At 71.3% G+C, this 16,303-nt stretch carries 14 protein-coding genes; 12 read left to right on the top strand and 2 right to left on the bottom strand.

Annotation, left to right across the window (positions count from 1 at the left end):
- Positions 1-333: 333 nt before the first annotated feature.
- Positions 334-903 (bottom strand): hypothetical protein, encoded by a 570-nt coding sequence (locus tag ITJ69_RS09030; RefSeq protein WP_159571096.1) that lies wholly within the window; start codon positions 901-903, stop codon positions 334-336.
- Between the two features lie 59 nt (positions 904-962).
- Between ITJ69_RS09030 and argS the strand changes: the two genes are divergently transcribed.
- The 9 genes from argS (at position 963) to prmC (ending at position 13,025) form a co-directional block, all read left to right on the top strand.
- Complete coding sequence (gene argS / locus ITJ69_RS09025; protein WP_194672574.1) at positions 963-2,633, top strand: arginine--tRNA ligase; 1,671 nt, start codon at positions 963-965, stop codon at positions 2,631-2,633.
- A gap of 175 nt (positions 2,634-2,808) precedes the next feature.
- Positions 2,809-3,564, top strand: a complete 756-nt coding sequence (locus ITJ69_RS09020) for an LmeA family phospholipid-binding protein (RefSeq protein ID WP_194672573.1) — start codon at positions 2,809-2,811, stop codon at positions 3,562-3,564.
- 58 nt (positions 3,565-3,622) lie between these two features.
- Complete coding sequence (gene lysA / locus ITJ69_RS09015; RefSeq protein WP_194672572.1) at positions 3,623-5,050, top strand: diaminopimelate decarboxylase; 1,428 nt, start codon at positions 3,623-3,625, stop codon at positions 5,048-5,050.
- Between the two features lie 25 nt (positions 5,051-5,075).
- Complete coding sequence (locus tag ITJ69_RS09010) at positions 5,076-6,383, top strand: homoserine dehydrogenase (RefSeq protein ID WP_123339754.1); 1,308 nt, start codon at positions 5,076-5,078, stop codon at positions 6,381-6,383.
- A 70-nt stretch (positions 6,384-6,453) separates the two neighbouring features.
- Complete coding sequence (gene thrC / locus ITJ69_RS09005; protein ID WP_111083860.1) at positions 6,454-7,533, top strand: threonine synthase; 1,080 nt, start codon at positions 6,454-6,456, stop codon at positions 7,531-7,533.
- Positions 7,534-7,634: 101 nt separating this feature from the next.
- Complete coding sequence (gene thrB / locus ITJ69_RS09000; RefSeq protein WP_123294435.1) at positions 7,635-8,576, top strand: homoserine kinase; 942 nt, start codon at positions 7,635-7,637, stop codon at positions 8,574-8,576.
- 182 nt (positions 8,577-8,758) lie between these two features.
- Positions 8,759-11,038: a transcription termination factor Rho gene (rho, locus tag ITJ69_RS08995; RefSeq protein WP_194672571.1), complete on the top strand. Its 2,280-nt coding sequence runs from the start codon at positions 8,759-8,761 to the stop codon at positions 11,036-11,038.
- Between the two features lie 3 nt (positions 11,039-11,041).
- On the top strand, positions 11,042-12,124 hold the full coding sequence (prfA, locus tag ITJ69_RS08990; RefSeq protein WP_123294274.1) for a peptide chain release factor 1: 1,083 nt from the start codon (positions 11,042-11,044) through the stop codon (positions 12,122-12,124).
- A gap of 25 nt (positions 12,125-12,149) precedes the next feature.
- Entirely contained in the window at positions 12,150-13,025 is an 876-nt protein-coding gene (prmC, locus tag ITJ69_RS08985; protein WP_416354930.1) for a peptide chain release factor N(5)-glutamine methyltransferase, read from the top strand.
- A 170-nt stretch (positions 13,026-13,195) separates the two neighbouring features.
- On the opposite strand, the gene ITJ69_RS20940 is transcribed toward prmC, so the two are convergent.
- Positions 13,196-13,846, bottom strand: a complete 651-nt coding sequence (locus ITJ69_RS20940; RefSeq protein WP_194672570.1) for an HAD family hydrolase — start codon at positions 13,844-13,846, stop codon at positions 13,196-13,198.
- Positions 13,847-13,883: 37 nt separating this feature from the next.
- Between ITJ69_RS20940 and ITJ69_RS08975 the strand changes: the two genes are divergently transcribed.
- Genes ITJ69_RS08975 through ITJ69_RS08965 form a run of 3 tightly spaced genes read left to right on the top strand, consistent with a single transcriptional unit; the run spans position 13,884 to position 16,269 of the window.
- A complete protein-coding gene (locus ITJ69_RS08975) occupies positions 13,884-14,558 on the top strand; it encodes an L-threonylcarbamoyladenylate synthase (RefSeq protein ID WP_123294277.1) in 675 nt (224 codons plus the stop codon).
- The gene (locus ITJ69_RS08970; RefSeq protein ID WP_111083866.1) at positions 14,555-15,781 is read left to right on the top strand and encodes an MraY family glycosyltransferase; all 1,227 of its coding nucleotides are present in this window, start codon (positions 14,555-14,557) and stop codon (positions 15,779-15,781) included. Before ITJ69_RS08975 ends, ITJ69_RS08970 begins: the two co-directional genes overlap by 4 nt.
- Positions 15,778-16,269 (top strand): hypothetical protein, encoded by a 492-nt coding sequence (locus ITJ69_RS08965; RefSeq protein ID WP_123294279.1) that lies wholly within the window; start codon positions 15,778-15,780, stop codon positions 16,267-16,269. The genes ITJ69_RS08970 and ITJ69_RS08965 overlap by 4 nt, the downstream gene beginning before the upstream one ends.
- Positions 16,270-16,303 lie beyond the last annotated feature (34 nt).

The raw sequence follows: 16,303 nt of genomic DNA, 5'->3' as shown, positions 1-16,303 counted from the left end.
TGGCCGTCGGACGGGAGGCGCGGTGCGGGGCCGCCACGGACCTCCCGTCCGCACCGTGCGCGCGTCGCGGGCCCGTGGGGCGTTGCGCGCTCCGTGCGGCGCTGCAAGCGCGCACCAAGCGTGCAACCTCGCACCAGGCGGCGGACCCGGCACTGTGCGTGGTGGCCGTCGGACGGGAGGCACGGTGCGGGCCCGCCACGGGCCTCCCGTCCGCACCGTGCGTGCGTCGCGGGCCCGTGCAAGGTTGCGCGCTCCGTGCGGCGCTGCAAGCGCGCACCAAGCGTGCAACCTCGCACCGGGCGGCGGACCCGGCACCGTGCCGGCGCGGGCGCGTCAGCCCGCGGGCGTCTCCGACGCCGACGGCTGCAGCGCGGCGCGCACTGCGTCGACGACGGGCTGTGCGCCGCCGGGCTCCGTGAACAGCGTCGACTGCGTGGTGATCCAGTACGGGTCGGCGAAGGCGTCTGCGCGGCCGATGTCGTCGTTCAGGGCGAAGTAGCCCTCGACGCGGTAGGTGGGGACCGAGCCGCCCCGGTCGTACAGCGCGTCCTTCAGGTTCGTGAGCGACTTCTCAGGCAGGTCCGCGACGGCCAGGGTGATCGTCTCGGTGTCGTCGTCGGTGGCGACGAACTGGCAGACGCGGCCCCGCTGCTTCGCGATCGTGGCGGCGGGGGAGCCCTTGGCCGGCGTGAAGGAGTCGTCGAGCGCGAAGGTCGTCCCGTACACGGACAGGGCCTCGGTCGGCAAGAGCTCGGCGCAGGTCTGCGACACCGTCTTGCCGACCGGGGTCGGGCTGGGCGTCGGGTCGCTGTCCCCGCCGCCCGAGCAGGCCGACAACGCGAGTGCTGCTGCGGCGGTGACGACGGCGACGGAGCACGCCCGGGCACGGCTTCGGGTGGTCATCCCGACATGATGGCCCATCGTCCGGCGTGCACCTGGGTGTCCCGGTAGACTCGTCCGCCGTGACTCCTGCCGAACTCTCCGCCGCGTACCTGTCGATCCTGACCGGGATCGTCGAGCGACGAGGCGCGTCCGAGACCGTGACGATCGGGGACTCCCACGTGGTGCTCGAGCGTCCGAAGAACCGTGCGCACGGCGACTGGGCCTCGAACGCCGCCATGCAGCTCGCGAAGCGCATCGGCACGAACCCGCGCGAGCTCGCGACGGAGATCGCCGGCGAGCTGACCGAGCTCGACGGCGTGGCCTCGGTCGACGTCGCCGGCCCGGGGTTCATCAACATCACGCTCGAGGCCGCAGCGGCCGGTGAGATCGCCCGCACGATCGTCGAGGGCGGCGACGCCTTCGGGCACGGCGACCTGTACGACGGCGTCCGGATCAACCTGGAGTTCGTGTCGGCGAACCCGACCGGCCCGATCCACATGGGCGGCGTGCGCTGGGCGGCGGTCGGCGACAGCCTGGCTCGCGTGTTCCAGGCGCAGGGCGGCCTCGTCGCCCGCGAGTACTACTTCAACGACCACGGCGCGCAGATCGACCGCTTCGCCCGCTCGCTCGTCGCGTCGGCGCTCGGTGAGCCCACGCCGGAGGACGGCTACGGCGGTGCGTACATCGCCGAGATCGCGGCCCGCGTCATCGCGACGCTCGACTCCTCGGTCGACGTGAAGGACCTGCCGCGCGACGAGGCGCAGGAACTCTTCCGGCGCGAGGGCGTCGACTTCATGTTCGCGGACATCAAGTCGTCGCTGCACGACTTCGGCGTGGACTTCGACGTCTACTTCCACGAGAACGCCCTGCACGAGTCGAAGGCCGTCGAGCGCGCCATCGCCCGGCTGCGTTCGGCGGGCGTGATGTACGAGGCCGAGGGTGCCGAGTGGCTCCGCACGACCGACTTCGGCGACGACCGCGACCGCGTGGTCATCAAGTCCGACGGCGAGCCCGCGTACATCGCCGGCGACCTGGCGTACTACCTCGACAAGCGCGAGCGCGGCTTCGAGCGCAACCTGATCATGCTCGGTGCGGACCACCACGGCTACGTCGGCCGGATGATGGCGATGTGCGCCGCGTTCGGGGACGAGCCGGGCACGAACCTCGAGATCCTGATCGGGCAGATGGTCAACCTGCTCAAGGACGGCGAGCCGATGCGCATGTCGAAGCGCAACGGCACCATCGTCACGATGGAGGACCTCGTCGACGCCGTGGGCGTCGACGCCGGCCGCTACTCGCTCGTCCGGTTCGCCAGCGACACCGCGATCGACATCGACCTCGACCTGCTCACGAAGCGGACGAACGACAACCCGGTCTTCTACGTGCAGTACGCCCACGCGCGCACCCAGTCGGTGGCCCGCAACGCCGAGGCCGCGGGGGTCGACCGGTCCGCGTTCGACGCCTCGCTGTTGACGCACGACTCCGAGGGCGCGCTGCTCGGTGCCCTCGCCGAGTACCCGCGCGTGGTGCGCCACGCCGCGGAGCTCCGCGAGCCGCACCGCATCGCCCGGTACATCGAGCAGCTCGCGGGCCTGTACCACCGCTGGTACGACGCCTGCCGCGTGACCCCGCTCGGCGACGAGCCGGTCACCGACCTGCACCGCACGCGCCTGTGGCTGAACGACGCCACCGGCCAGGTCGTCCGCAACGGCCTCGGCCTGCTCGGCGTGAGCGCTCCGTCCCGCATGTAGCGGAGCGGCGTCACGAGCAGACGGCCGAGCCGTTGTCGTGACGCGCCCCCTGACGGTCATCGCGCCCCGGTGTGCGGGGGCGCGATGACCGTGGCGGGGCGCGATCGAGCGGGCCCGCCCCCCGCGCACCGCGCCTCCAGGCAGGCTGACGGGACCACCTGGCAGGGTGGGACGCATGTCCGCCGCCACCGAACGCCCCCGCAAGCGCCGCCGCTGGCCCGTCGTCCTGCTCGTGGTCGTCGTCGTGCTCGCCGCCCTCGTCGTGATCGCCGAGTTCGTGCTCCGCGGGGTCGTCGACCGCATCATCGCCCAGCAGGTCGAGCAGTCGCTGCCCGACGGCACGACGGGCCAGGTCGAGGCGCACGCCGACGGCATCGTCATCCCGCAGCTGATCGGCGGCACCCTCGACCAGGTCGAGATCACGTCCGAGAAGCTCACCGTCGACGGCATCCCGCTCGCCGCCGACGTCACCGCGAAGGACGTCCCCGTGGACGGCAAGGGCGACGTGCACGACGTCGAGGGCACCGTCACGTTGGCGTCGTCGAGCGTGAAGGACCTGTCGAAGTACAGCCCGCTGTTCGACCGGCTGACCCTGGTGGACGGCGGTGTCGAGCTGTCCGGTTCCACGGCGGTGCTCGGCTACGACATCACCTACGCGGCGAAGGGCGACGTGGTCGCGCAGGACGACGGCCGCGGCATCACGATCACCCCGAAGAGCGTGCGGATCACGAACTCCGACCTCGGCCTCAAGGTGGACTCGATCCCCGGCGTCACGAACGTGCCGGTGCAGGTCTGCACGGCGCAGTTCCTGCCCGAGGCGCTCCGCGTGCGCTCGCTCGACGTCTCGAAGGCCGACGCGACGGTCCGCGTCACCGCGGACGCGCTGCCGCTCAACGAGCAGGGCCTGCAGACGGTCGGCAGCTGCGGCTGATCCCGTGGCTGCGTCACACGGACGGGAGGCCCGCCCCGCGTCGGTAGGATCGGGTCCCGTGAGCGAGAACCCCCTTGCACCGCCGCGACTGCGGTTCCCGACGGACGCCTCCGAGCTGGTGGACCGGATCTGGCCCGCGTCCGCGACGCGGACCGACGACGGCGACCTGGCGGTCGGCGGTGTCACCGCGACGGACCTCGTCCGGCAGTACGGCACCCCGCTGTACGTCGTCGACGAGCGTGACGTGCAGTCCCGTGCGGTCCGCGTGCGCAACGCGTTCACCGAGGCGTTCGAGGGCATCGGCACCCGGGCGCACGTCTACTACGCCGGCAAGGCGTTCCTGACGACCCAGGTCGTGGCGTGGATGGCCGAGGCCGACCTGCGCGTGGACGTCTGCACCGGCGGGGAGCTCGCGGTCGCCCTGGCCGCGGGCATCGACCCGGCGATGCTCGGCTTCCACGGCAACGACAAGTCCGACGCCGAGATCGCCCGCGCGGTCGAGGTCGGCGTGGGCACGATCGTGCTCGACAGCCACGAGGAGGTCCAGCGCGTCGCCCGTGCCGCTGCCGACGCCGGGGTCGTGCAGCGCGTCCGGATCCGCATCAACAGCGGTGTGCACGCCTCGACCCACGAGTACCTCGCCACCGCGCGCGAGGACCAGAAGTTCGGCGTCCCGCTCACCGAGGCCGTCGCCGCGGCCGAGGCGGTGCGCGCCGAGTCGTCGCTCGTGTTCGTCGGGCTGCACTCGCACATCGGGTCGCAGATCTTCGACGAGTCCGGGTTCCGCGAAGCCGCTCGACGCCTGATGGACGTGCACGCCACCCTCGTCGAGACGGGCCCGGTGCCCGAGCTGAACCTCGGCGGCGGCTGGGGCATCGACTACACCGAGGCTGACTCCGCCTTCGCTCCCGAGGACGTCGCCGACGCCCTCGCCGCGATCATCGCCGAGGCCTGCGCCGAGCGGGACATCCCGGTGCCCGAGGTCGCGGTCGAGCCCGGTCGCTACATCGTCGGGCCGGCGGGCATCACGCTCTACCGTGTCGGCACGATCAAGCCCGTCACCCTCGAGACCGGCGACGCGGACACCGGCCACGCCACCCGCACCTACGTGTCCGTCGACGGCGGCATGAGCGACAACGCCCGTCCTGCCCTGTACGGCGCCGACTACACCGCTCGCCTCGCCCGGACGTCCGAGGCGCCGGCCGTCCTCACCCGCGTCGTCGGGAAGCACTGCGAGAGCGGGGACATCGTGGTCAACGACGAGTACCTGCCGGGTGACGTCCAGCGGGGGGACCTGCTCGCCGTCGCAGCCACCGGGGCGTACTGCTGGGCGCTGTCGAGCAACTACAACCACGTGGGCCGCCCGCCGGTCGTCGCCGTGGCGGACGGCACAACCCGTATCCTCGTGCGGGGCGAGTCGATCGACGACCTCCTCGCCCGCGACACCGGGGTCCGCCCCGTGCCCCACGCAGGCACCGGTCGCTGACCCGACGAACAGGAACCAACTCCAGATGATCGAATACCGCAACGTCCGCGTCGCGCTGCTCGGGGCCGGCTCGGTCGGGTCCCAGGTCGCGCGGCTCCTGCTCGAGCACGCCGACGAACTCGCCTCGCGCGCCGGTGCCGGCCTCGAACTCGTCGGGATCGCCGTGCGCGACGTCGACGCCGCGCGCGACGTCGACCTGCCGAAGGACCTCTACACGACCGACGCCGAGTCGCTCATCCTCGGTGCCGACATCGTCGTCGAGCTGATCGGTGGCATCGAGCCCGCGCGCACGCTCGTGCTGCAGGCGCTGCAGTCCGGCGCGGACGTCGTGACCGGCAACAAGGCGCTCCTCGCGACCCACGGTCCGGAGCTCTTCGCGGTGGCCGAGCAGGTCGGCGCGCAGCTGTACTACGAGGCCGCCGTCGCCGGAGCGATCCCGATCATCCGACCGCTGCACGACTCGCTCGCGGGTGACCGCATCGAGCGGATCATGGGCATCGTCAACGGCACCACGAACTTCATCCTCGACCTGATGGACCGCGAGGGCGCGACGTTCGAGGACGCCCTGGCGACCGCGACCGAGCTCGGGTACGCCGAGGCCGACCCGACCGCCGACATCGAGGGCTACGACGCCGCGCAGAAGGCCGCAATCCTGGCCTCGCTGGCGTTCCACACCTCGGTGCCGCTCGCTGCCGTGCACCGCGAGGGCATCACCTCGGTCACCATCGAGCAGGTCCGCGCCGCGCGCAAGGCCGGCTACGTCGTGAAGATCCTGGCGACCGCCGAGCGACTGACCGACGAGGACGGCCGCGAGGGCGTCAGCGCCCGCGTCTACCCGGCCCTCGTGCCGGAGTCGCACCCCCTGGCGAGCGTGCACGGCGCGAAGAACGCCGTGTTCGTCGAGGCCGAGGCCGCCGGCGACCTCATGTTCTACGGCGCCGGTGCCGGTGGCGTCGAGACCGCGTCCGCCGTCCTCGGCGACCTGGTGTCCGCCGCACGTCGGCACGTCATCGGCGGCCCGGGCGTCGCGGAGTCGACCCAGTCGGACCTGCCCGTCTTCCCGATCGGCACCGTCCGCACGCGCTACCAGATCACCCTGCACGTCACGGACGCCCCCGGCGTGCTGTCGACGGTCGCCGGCGTGCTGGCGAAGCACGGCGTGAGCGTCGAGACCGTCGAGCAGACCACCACGGGTGCCTCCGAGGGGACGGCGGCGCTCGTCATCGGCACGCACCTGGCGCGCGAAGCCGACCTGGCGGACACCGTCCGCACGCTCCGCGGCGAAGACGTGGTCCTGGACGTGACCAGCGTCCTGCGCTTCGTCGGCGCCTGACGCACCACGCGCCTCCAGGCCGACCCATGACCACCACCAGACCGACCCACCGGACAGAGAGAGAAGCCTGATGGCCCACCAGTGGCAGGGAGTCCTGCGCGAGTACGCCGACCGACTCGACGTGACCGAGGCGACGCCGATCGTCACGCTCGGTGAGGGCGGCACGCCCCTCATCCCGGCTCGTCGGCTCTCCGAGCGCACCGGCGCCGAGGTCTACGTCAAGTTCGAGGGCATGAACCCGACCGGGTCCTTCAAGGACCGCGGCATGACGATGGCGATCTCGAAGGCCGTCGAGCACGGCGCGAAGGCCGTCATCTGCGCCTCGACCGGCAACACCAGCGCCTCGGCCGCCGCGTACGCCACGCACGCCGGCATCACCGCCGCGGTGCTCGTGCCCGAGGGCAAGATCGCCATGGGCAAGCTCAGCCAGGCCGTCGCGCACGACGCCCAGCTGCTGCAGGTCCAGGGCAACTTCGACGACTGCCTCGACATCGCCCGCGACCTGGCGGCGAACTACCCGGTGCACCTCGTCAACTCGGTCAACAACGACCGCATCGAGGGCCAGAAGACCGCTGCGTTCGAGGTCGTCGACGTCCTCGGCGACGCCCCGGACTTCCACTTCCTGCCGGTCGGCAACGCGGGCAACTACACCGCGTACTCCCGTGGCTACCGCGAGGACGTGGCCGCCGGTCGCACGACGAAGCTCCCGCGCATGTTCGGGTTCCAGGCCGCCGGTTCCGCACCGATCGTCCGTGGCGAGGTCGTCAAGAACCCCGACACCATCGCCTCCGCGATCCGCATCGGCAACCCGGCCTCGTGGCAGTTCGCCCTCGAGGCCCGCGACGAGACCGACGGCTACTTCGGCGCGATCTCGGACGAGGCGATCCTCGCCGCGCACCACATCCTGTCGGCCGAGGTCGGCGTCTTCGTCGAGCCCGCTTCGGCCATCGGTGTCGCCGGGCTGCTCGAGCGCGCCGATGCCGGCATCGTGCCGAAGGGCGCGAAGGTCGTCATCACCGTCACCGGCCACGGCCTGAAGGACCCGCAGTGGGCTCTGCGCACCGAGGACGGCAGCGAGGTCACCCCGACGAGCGTGCCGGTCGACACCAAGTCGATCGCGGACGTGCTCGGACTGGTCGCGGCGCAGTGAGCCCCGACCGCTCGTCCGGACCGGGGGAGGGCGTCACCGCCCACAGTGCTGTACCGGCCGGACGGGCGGTCCACGCTGTGCCCGCCGGGCGGGCGGCCCACGTGTTGCCCGCCGGACGGGCCGTGCGCGTCCGCGTGCCGGCGACGTCCGCCAACCTCGGGCCGGGGTTCGACTCGCTCGGTCTCGCGCTCTCGCTGTACGACGAGGTCGTCGTCCGGGTCCGACCGGAAGCCGGCGCCACCGTCACGGTGCAGGGCGTCGGTGCCGGCGAGGTCGCCACCGACGACACGAACCTGGTCGTGCGCGCCGTCCGCCGCGGCCTCGAGCACGCCGGCGTCGACCAGCCCGGCCTCGAGCTGCACGCCACGAACGCGATCCCGCACGGCCGCGGGCTCGGTTCCTCGGCGGCCGCGATCGTCGCCGGCCTGATGGCGGCCCGCGGGCTGCTCGAGGGCATCGTCGACCTGGACGCCTCGACCCTGCTCAGCCTGGCCACCGAGATGGAGGGGCACCCGGACAACGTCGCCCCCGCACTCTTCGGTGGGCTCACCATCGCGTGGATGACGGCCGAGGGACCCGCGTACAAGCGCCTCCTGGTGCACCGCGGCGTCGCACCGGTCGTGTTCGTGCCGACGTCCACGCTGTCGACGAAGCTCGCCCGATCCCTGCAGCCCGAGAACGTCCCGCACGCCGACGCCGCCTTCAACGTCTCCCGTTCCGCGCTGCTCGTCGCCGCGCTCATCCAGAGCCCCGAGCTCCTGCTCGCCGCGACCGAGGACCGCCTGCACCAGGCGTACCGGGCGAGCGCGATGCCGGAGACCGACGCACTGATCGGACTGCTCCGGCAGCACGGCCTCGCGGCCGTCGTGTCGGGGGCGGGACCGAGCCTGCTCGTGCTCGGCAGCGACCCGGCACAACGGCTCACGGCCGCGGATCTCGTCGCCCGACACGGGGAATCCGACTGGCGCGCGCTCATGCTGGCCGTCGATCTCGGTGGTGCTACAGTGGTGGCGCACTCGGCGCTCGAAGCCGAACCCGCGTAACCGCACGGTATGCCCGTCCTCAAGGACAGCGCCTGCGACGTCGCAGGGTCCGGCGCGCGGGTGTGCATCTCTTTCTGATCACCGAATCCCGGTCCGTCGTCTGAACGGCGGTCGATGCATACCCGTGCATCCGGGACGGTGGAAACTCTCCGCGTTCTGCGGTTCGAAAGGAAACACCGACCTTGACCGACAACAACTCCACCCCGGTGGAGATCCCCAGCGACCTGCGCGCCCTCCGCCTGCCGGAACTCCAGCGCATCGCCTCCTCGCTCGGCATCACCGGGCTCTCGAAGCTCCGCAAGGGCGACCTCATCGCCTCCATCGAGGACAAGCGCCCCGTCACGGACGACGTCCCCGCCGCGGCAGCGCCCGCGACGATCCCCGCCGCGGCGCCGGTGACCGAGCAGCCGACGCTGCCGGAGCCCGCCGCCGAGGCACCGACCGCTCCGGTCGCCGAACCCGAGGCACCCGCCGTCGAGTCCGAGCCGGCCGCGCCGTCGCGTGCCCGCCGTTCGCGCCGTGCGTCCTCCGGTGGCACCGTGAACGCCGGCCCGACCTCGGCCGCCGAGCACACCAACGCCGGCCACACCGGCACCGAGGACCTGCTCGCGGGCCTCGACCAGGTGCGTGCCGAGAAGGACGCCCAGGAAGCCGCCCAGACGCAGACCGGTGGGCAGCGTCGCGGCCGCGGCCAGCGCGGCGCCGACCAGCAGGCCCAGCAGCCGAACGAGTCGGCCGACCAGCAGACGCCGACCTCGGCACCTGCCCAGACCGACCAGCAGGCCCGCAGCGACCAGCAGGCGCGGACCGAGCAGCAGAGCACCGACGGCGAGTCGCAGGACCAGTCCGGTGCCGCCGACTCCGGCGAGCAGCACGACCAGAACGACCAGAACGGCGAGGGCGGTTCGCGTCGCGGCCGTCGCAGCCGTGGTCGCGGTCGTGGCCGTGGGCAGAACGCCGAGAACGGCGAGCAGAACGGCGAGCAGCAGGACGGCCAGCAGCACCAGCAGGGCGGCCAGCAGAAGCAGAACGGCGGCGACCAGCAGAAGCAGGCCGACGCCAAGCAGGCCGACGCGAAGCAGGGCGACGCCAAGCAGCGCGACCAGAAGCAGGACGACCGCGCCGAGCAGAAGCAGCAGGCGGCCAACCAGCAGAAGCAGAACGGTCAGCAGAAGCAGGGCCAGCAGGCCCAGCAGAACGCCGACGACACCGAGGGCGGCCGCAGCCGTCGCCAGCGTGACCGCAAGCGCGGCCGTGGCGGCCAGAACGACGACTTCGAGCCCGAGGTCACCGAGGACGACGTCCTGATCCCGATCGCGGGCATCCTCGACGTCCTCGACAACTACGCGTTCGTCCGCACCACCGGGTACCTGCCCGGACCGAACGACGTCTACGTCTCCCTCGGCCAGGTGAAGAAGTACCACCTGCGCAAGGGCGACGCCGTCGTCGGTTCGATCAAGCAGCCCCGTGACAACGAGCAGCAGAGCCGTCAGAAGTACAACGCGCTCGTGACCGTCGACTCGGTCAACGGCCAGACCGCCGAAGAAGCAGCGGCCCGTGTCGACTTCTCGGACCTCACCCCGCTGTACCCGAACGAGCGCCTGCGCCTCGAGACGGAGCCGGGCAAGCTCAGCACCCGCATCATCGACCTCGTGTCGCCGATCGGCAAGGGCCAGCGCGGCCTCATCGTCTCGCCGCCCAAGGCCGGCAAGACCGTCGTGCTGCAGGCCATCGCCAACGCCGTCGCGAAGAACAACCCCGAGGCGCACCTCATGGTCGTCCTCGTCGACGAGCGGCCCGAAGAGGTCACCGACATGCAGCGCACGGTGAAGGGTGAGGTCATCGCCTCGACCTTCGACCGTCCGGCCGAGGACCACACCACGGTCGCCGAGCTCGCCATCGAGCGTGCGAAGCGCCTGGTGGAGCTGGGCCACGACGTCGTGCTCCTGCTCGACTCGATCACCCGTCTGGGTCGTGCCTACAACCTGTCGACCCCGGCGTCGGGCCGCGTGCTCTCCGGTGGCGTCGACTCGGCGGCGCTCTACCCGCCGAAGCGCTTCTTCGGTGCGGCGCGCAACATCGAGGACGGCGGCTCGCTGACCATCCTCGCCACCGCGCTCGTCGAGACCGGTTCCAAGATGGACGAGGTCATCTTCGAGGAGTTCAAGGGCACCGGCAACATGGAGCTCCGCCTGAACCGTCACCTGGCGGACAAGCGGATCTTCCCGGCCGTCGACGTCAACGCCTCCGGTACCCGTCGCGAGGAGCAGCTGCTCTCCGCTGACGAGGTCAAGATCACCTGGCGTCTGCGCCGAGCCCTCGCCGGGCTCGACCCGCAGCAGGCCCTCGAGATCGTGCTGCGGAACCTCAAGGAGACGCAGTCGAACGTCGAGTTCCTGGTGCAGGTGCAGAAGTCGGTCCCGACGACCGGCGGCGCTCACCACAACGGTCACCAGGAGTAACGCGTGTTCGAGTCGGTGGCAGGGCTGCTGGCGGAACACGAGGACCTGACGCAGCAGCTGTCGGACCCCGCGCTCCACGCCGATGCGGCCCGGGCGAAGAAGGTGAACCGGCGCTACGCCGAGCTCAACCAGATCAAGTCCGCGTACGAGTCCTGGCAGGCGGCGGGGGACGACCTCGCCGCCGCCCAGGAGCTCGCGCGTGAGGACTCGGCGTTCGCGGACGAGGTCCCCGAGCTCGAGGAGCAGTTGGCGGAGCGCCAGGAGCGTCTCCGCCGGCTGCTCATCCCGCGCGACCCCGACGACGGGCGCGACGTGATCATGGAGATCAAGGGCGGCGAGGGCGGCGAGGAATCGGCGCTGTTCGCGGCCGACCTCCTGCGCATGTACTCGCACTACGCCGAGACCAAGGGCTGGAAGGTCGAGCTCCTCGAGCGCACCGAGTCCGACCTGGGTGGCTACAAGGACGTCCAGGTCGCGATCAAGTCGAACACGACCGACCCGTCGCAGGGCGTCTGGGCGCACCTGAAGTACGAGGGCGGCGTGCACCGTGTGCAGCGCGTGCCGCAGACCGAGTCGCAGGGGCGCATCCACACCTCGACGACCGGCGTGCTGGTGTTCCCCGAGGTCGACGAGCCCGAAGAGGTCGCGATCAACCAGAACGACCTGAAGATCGACGTGTACCGGTCCTCCGGTCCCGGCGGGCAGTCCGTCAACACGACGGACTCCGCGGTCCGCATCACCCACCTGCCCACGGGCATCACGGTGGCGATGCAGAACGAGAAGTCGCAGCTGCAGAACCGTGAGGCCGGCATGCGCGTCCTCCGTGCACGCATCCTCGCGCGGCAGCAGGAGGAGCTCGACGCGATCGCCTCGGACGCGCGCAAGTCGCAGATCCGCGGGATGGACCGTTCGGAGCGCATCCGGACGTACAACTTCCCGGAGAACCGGATCGCGGACCACCGCACCGGCTACAAGGCGTACGACCTGGACCGCGTCATGAACGGTGCGCTCGAGCCCGTCGTCCAGTCCGCCATCCAGGCGGACGAAGAGGCACGTCTGGCCGCCATCGGCGACCAGGACGCGTAACCGCTCACCCAGCCTGGAGGCCCGGATCACCGCCGACACGCCCCTCACGTTCGCCGCGGATCGCCTGCTCGAGCAGGCGGCCGCGGCGCTCGTCGCGTCCGGCGTCCCGACGCCCCAGGTCGACGCGGAGCTGTTGCTCGCGTGGGCGACCGACACCTCGCGCGGCGCCGTGCAGGCCCGCGCGATGACCGGGGGAGCGATCGCCCCGGAGCACGTCGAGCGCTTCCGGCACGCGATCGCGCGTCGGAGCACCCGCGAGCCGCTCCAGCACATCACCGGGCAGGCGTACTTCCGAGCGCTGACCCTGGCGGTCGGACCCGGCGTGTTCGTGCCCCGTCCCGAGACCGAGGGCGTCGTGCAGTTCGGCATCGACGCGCTCCGGGCGGTCGCGGTGCCGGCGCCGATCGCGGTCGACCTCGGCTCCGGCAGCGGGGCGATCGCCATCGCGATGGACACCGAGGTGCCGAACGCCGTCGTGTACGCCGTCGAACGGTCGCCCGAGGCCCTGCCCTGGACCCGCCGGAACACCGACGCCCACGGCGGCACGGTGCGACTCGTCGAGGGCGACCTCGCCGACGCACTGCCCGAACTCGACGGCACCGTCTCGGTCGTCGTGTCGAACCCGCCGTACGTGCCGGACGACGCGATCCCGATCGACCCCGAGGTCCGCGACCACGACCCCGCGATGGCGCTGTACGGCGGGCCGGACGGCCTCGACGCCGTGCGCGCCCTGGCCGAGACGGCGTGGCGGTTGCTCGTGCCCGGCGGGGTGCTCGTCATCGAGCACGCCGAGCCGCAGGGCGCCGGCGTCCGCGAGGTCCTGGCGCGACGGGGGTTCCGGACCCCGGAGACGCACGTCGACCTGACGGGTCGCGACCGCACGACCACCGCGACCCGGTAGGCGGACGCACCCCGGGCCTCCCGGTGGGTATGCCGTGCCGAGCTGTCTGCCGTGCTGGGCTGTCTGCCGTGCCGTGCGTTGCCGTACCGAGCGGAAACGGGCGTACCTGGCCGTTCAGAACGACCAGGTACGCCCGTTGCTTGTTGCCATCGCGAACGTGATGGGAAGGATCAGGCGACGGGGGAGGCCTCGCGCTGCTGCGCGACGAAGGCGCGGACGTGCTCGCGCAGGTCGGTGTCGCGCTCGACCAGGACCGCGTGGATGCCGACGCTCCGGGCACCCGCGATGTTCTCCGGCATGTCGTCGGCGAAGAACGTGCGTTCGGCGGGAACGCCGTGGTGCTCGAGCGCGCGGAGGAAGACCTCGGGCTCGGGCTTGCGGGCGCCGAAGTTGCTCGACGTGTCCAGGTGCTCGCCGAACAGCCCCGGCAGTGACGGTGCCCACTGGTGGATCCACCGACCCGCGAGCGGCCCGTTGTTGGTGAGCAGGCCGACACGCCCGTGCTCGCTCGCGATCCGGACGGCCTCGATGCGCTCCGGCAGCTCGGTCATCGCGGACCCGCGGATGCGCGCCCACTCGGCCTCGGGGACGTCGCACTCCATCGCCCGCTCGAACGCGGCGAGGTACTCGTCGCCGTCGGCGAAGCCACCGGCCTCGGCACGCATCTCGTGGCCGCAGTCCCACCAGCGGCGTCGGAGCTCCTCGAACTCGTGTCCGGTGAACTCGGAGAGTGCGGCCATCCGCACCTGCCAGTCGTACCGGACGAGGACGTCGTCCATGTCGAAGAGAAACAGGAGGTGGGGCGCAGGGGTCTCGTTCACGATGTCCTCCATTGTGTCGCACTATCATCGTCGAGTCATGGCATCCCGATACGACTGCACCGACTCCGACGGGCTCCTGACCGGGATGCGGCTCGCACGTGCCGCCCTCGGGCGCGGAGACCTCGTCGTCGTCCCCACCGACACCGTCTACGGCCTCGCCGCGGACGCCTTCAACGCGGCCGCCGTCCAGCGGCTGCTCGACGCGAAGGGCCGGACGCGGCAGTCGCCGCCGCCGGTGTTGATCCCCGGCCCGCCGACGCTCGACGCGCTCGCGAGCGACGTGCCGCAGCAGGTGCGCGACCTCGTCGCCGAGTTCTGGCCCGGCGGCCTCACCGTGATCCTGCGCGCGCAGCCGTCGCTCGACTGGGACCTCGGCGAGACGCGGGGCACGGTCGCCCTGCGGATGCCGGACTCGCGGATCGCGCTCGAGCTCCTGCAAGAGGTCGGTCCGCTCGCGGTCTCGTCCGCGAACTCGACCGGCGACCCGGCCGCGATGGACGTCGACGCCGCTGAGCGGATGCTCGGCGACAGCGTCGCCGTGTACCTGGACGGCGGCGCGATCGGGGAGCACGAGGGCTTCGAAGCCTCCACCGGGTCGACGATCGTCGACGCGACGGGGCTGTCGGACGGCGGGAAACTCCGCATCGTCCGGCACGGGGTGATCTCCGACGACGAGATCATCCGGGTCGTCGGAGCCGACCTCGTCGGATGAAGTACTACCTGCTGGCGGGGGCGATCGCCGCGGTCGTGAGCTTCCTGGTCAGCGTGCTGGTGTGGAAGCTCGGTCTGAAGTACAAGTGGTATCCCCAGGTGCGCGAGCGAGACGTGCACCGCACGCCGACTCCGCGCCTCGGCGGGATCGCGATGTACATCGGCGTCATCGTGTCGCTGTTGGCGGCGTGGTTCCTGTTCCCGTCGATCGCGGGGACCGACTACTTCCGGCTGGTGTTCTCCGAACCGGGCCGCGTGCTGGCGGTGCTCGGGGGCGCGACGATCATCGTGGTGCTGGGCGTCGCGGACGACATCTGGGACCTCGACTGGATGACGAAGCTCGCCGGGCAGATCATCGCCGCGGGCATCCTCGCCTGGCAGGGCGTCGCGATCGTGTCGCTGCCGATCGGCAACACCCTGGGCGTGGGCTCGTCGTACATGAGCCTGATCTTCACGGTGCTGGCGGTGGTGCTCGTGATGAACGCGGTGAACTTCATCGACGGACTCGACGGCCTGGTCGCCGGGGTCGCGATCATCGCCGGCGGGGTGTTCTTCCTCTACACGTTCTTCATCAACCGCGTGGTCGTGCAGACCGAGTTCTTCTTCAACCTGCCGTCACTGCTGACCGCGGTGCTCGTCGGCTCCTGCTTCGGGTTCCTCATCCTGAACTGGCACCCGGCGAAGCTGTTCATGGGCGACGCCGGAGCGCTGCTCGTCGGCTTCCTGATGGCCACCAGCGCCGTGTCGGTCACGGGCAACATCGATCCCGCAGCGGTGCAGACACGCCAGGCGCTGCTGCCGGCGTTCATCCCGATCCTGCTGCCCTTCGCGATCCTGATCGTGCCGATCCTGGACTTCGGCCTGGCGGTCACCCGTCGGCTCAGCGCCGGCAAGTCACCGTTCTCGGCCGACCGCAAGCACCTGCACCACCGTCTGCTCGACATGGGGCACTCGCACTTCCACGCCGTCCTGATCTTCTACGCGTGGACCGCCACCGTCGCGGTCGGGTGCCTGCTGTTCCTGTTCGTGGACTGGTACTGGGTGGTCGCCTTCGTCGCGGTCGGCTTCACCGTGTGCGCCGTCGCCACGTTCGCGCCGCTCGGCCGGAAGCGCACCGAGATCGCCGCCCAGACCGCCAACCGCTCCGCCGCCGTGGTGGACGCCAGCCTCGACCCGCTCGACCGGGCCGCCAACGACCGCACGATCCCAGGAGACATCACGTGACCGCACCGAACGCGCTCGACCACGTCCGGCCGGTGTTCCGCCGCATCATCACGTGGGGCGCCGTGCTCGCGGTCGCCCTCGCGATCGTCGGGGGAGTCGTGGGACTGCTCGTCGCCGACACTCCCGGGCTCGTCGGCGGCCTGCTCGGAGCCGTGCTCAGCGTGGTGTTCCTCGGCCTCACCGCGGTCAGTGTCCTCGTCGCGCTGCGCGTGTCCAAGGGGCAGATGATCTCGGGTGCCTTCTTCGGCATCGTGATGGGCACCTGGCTGCTCAAGTTCATCGTGTTCATCGTGCTGCTCGTGGCACTGAAGGACCGCACCTGGGTGGACTTCCCGGTGCTCGCGATCGTGATCATCGCGGGGGTCGTCGGGTCCCTGGTCATCGACGTCGTCGCGGTGGCGAAGGCCCGCATCCCGATCGGCGTGCAGCTGCCCGGTGACGGGTCCGGTGGCTCCGCGGACGCTGAGAACCCGACCCCTCGCAACTGAGAAGCCGGGAAGCCTCTCGCACCTGATAGGCTTC

It is taken from the genome of Curtobacterium sp. VKM Ac-2887, from assembly GCF_015350935.1.
Taxonomy (GTDB): domain Bacteria; phylum Actinomycetota; class Actinomycetes; order Actinomycetales; family Microbacteriaceae; genus Curtobacterium.
The sequence above is the reverse complement of the archived record's forward strand: the minus strand, read 5'-3'. Positions and strand labels throughout refer to the sequence as shown.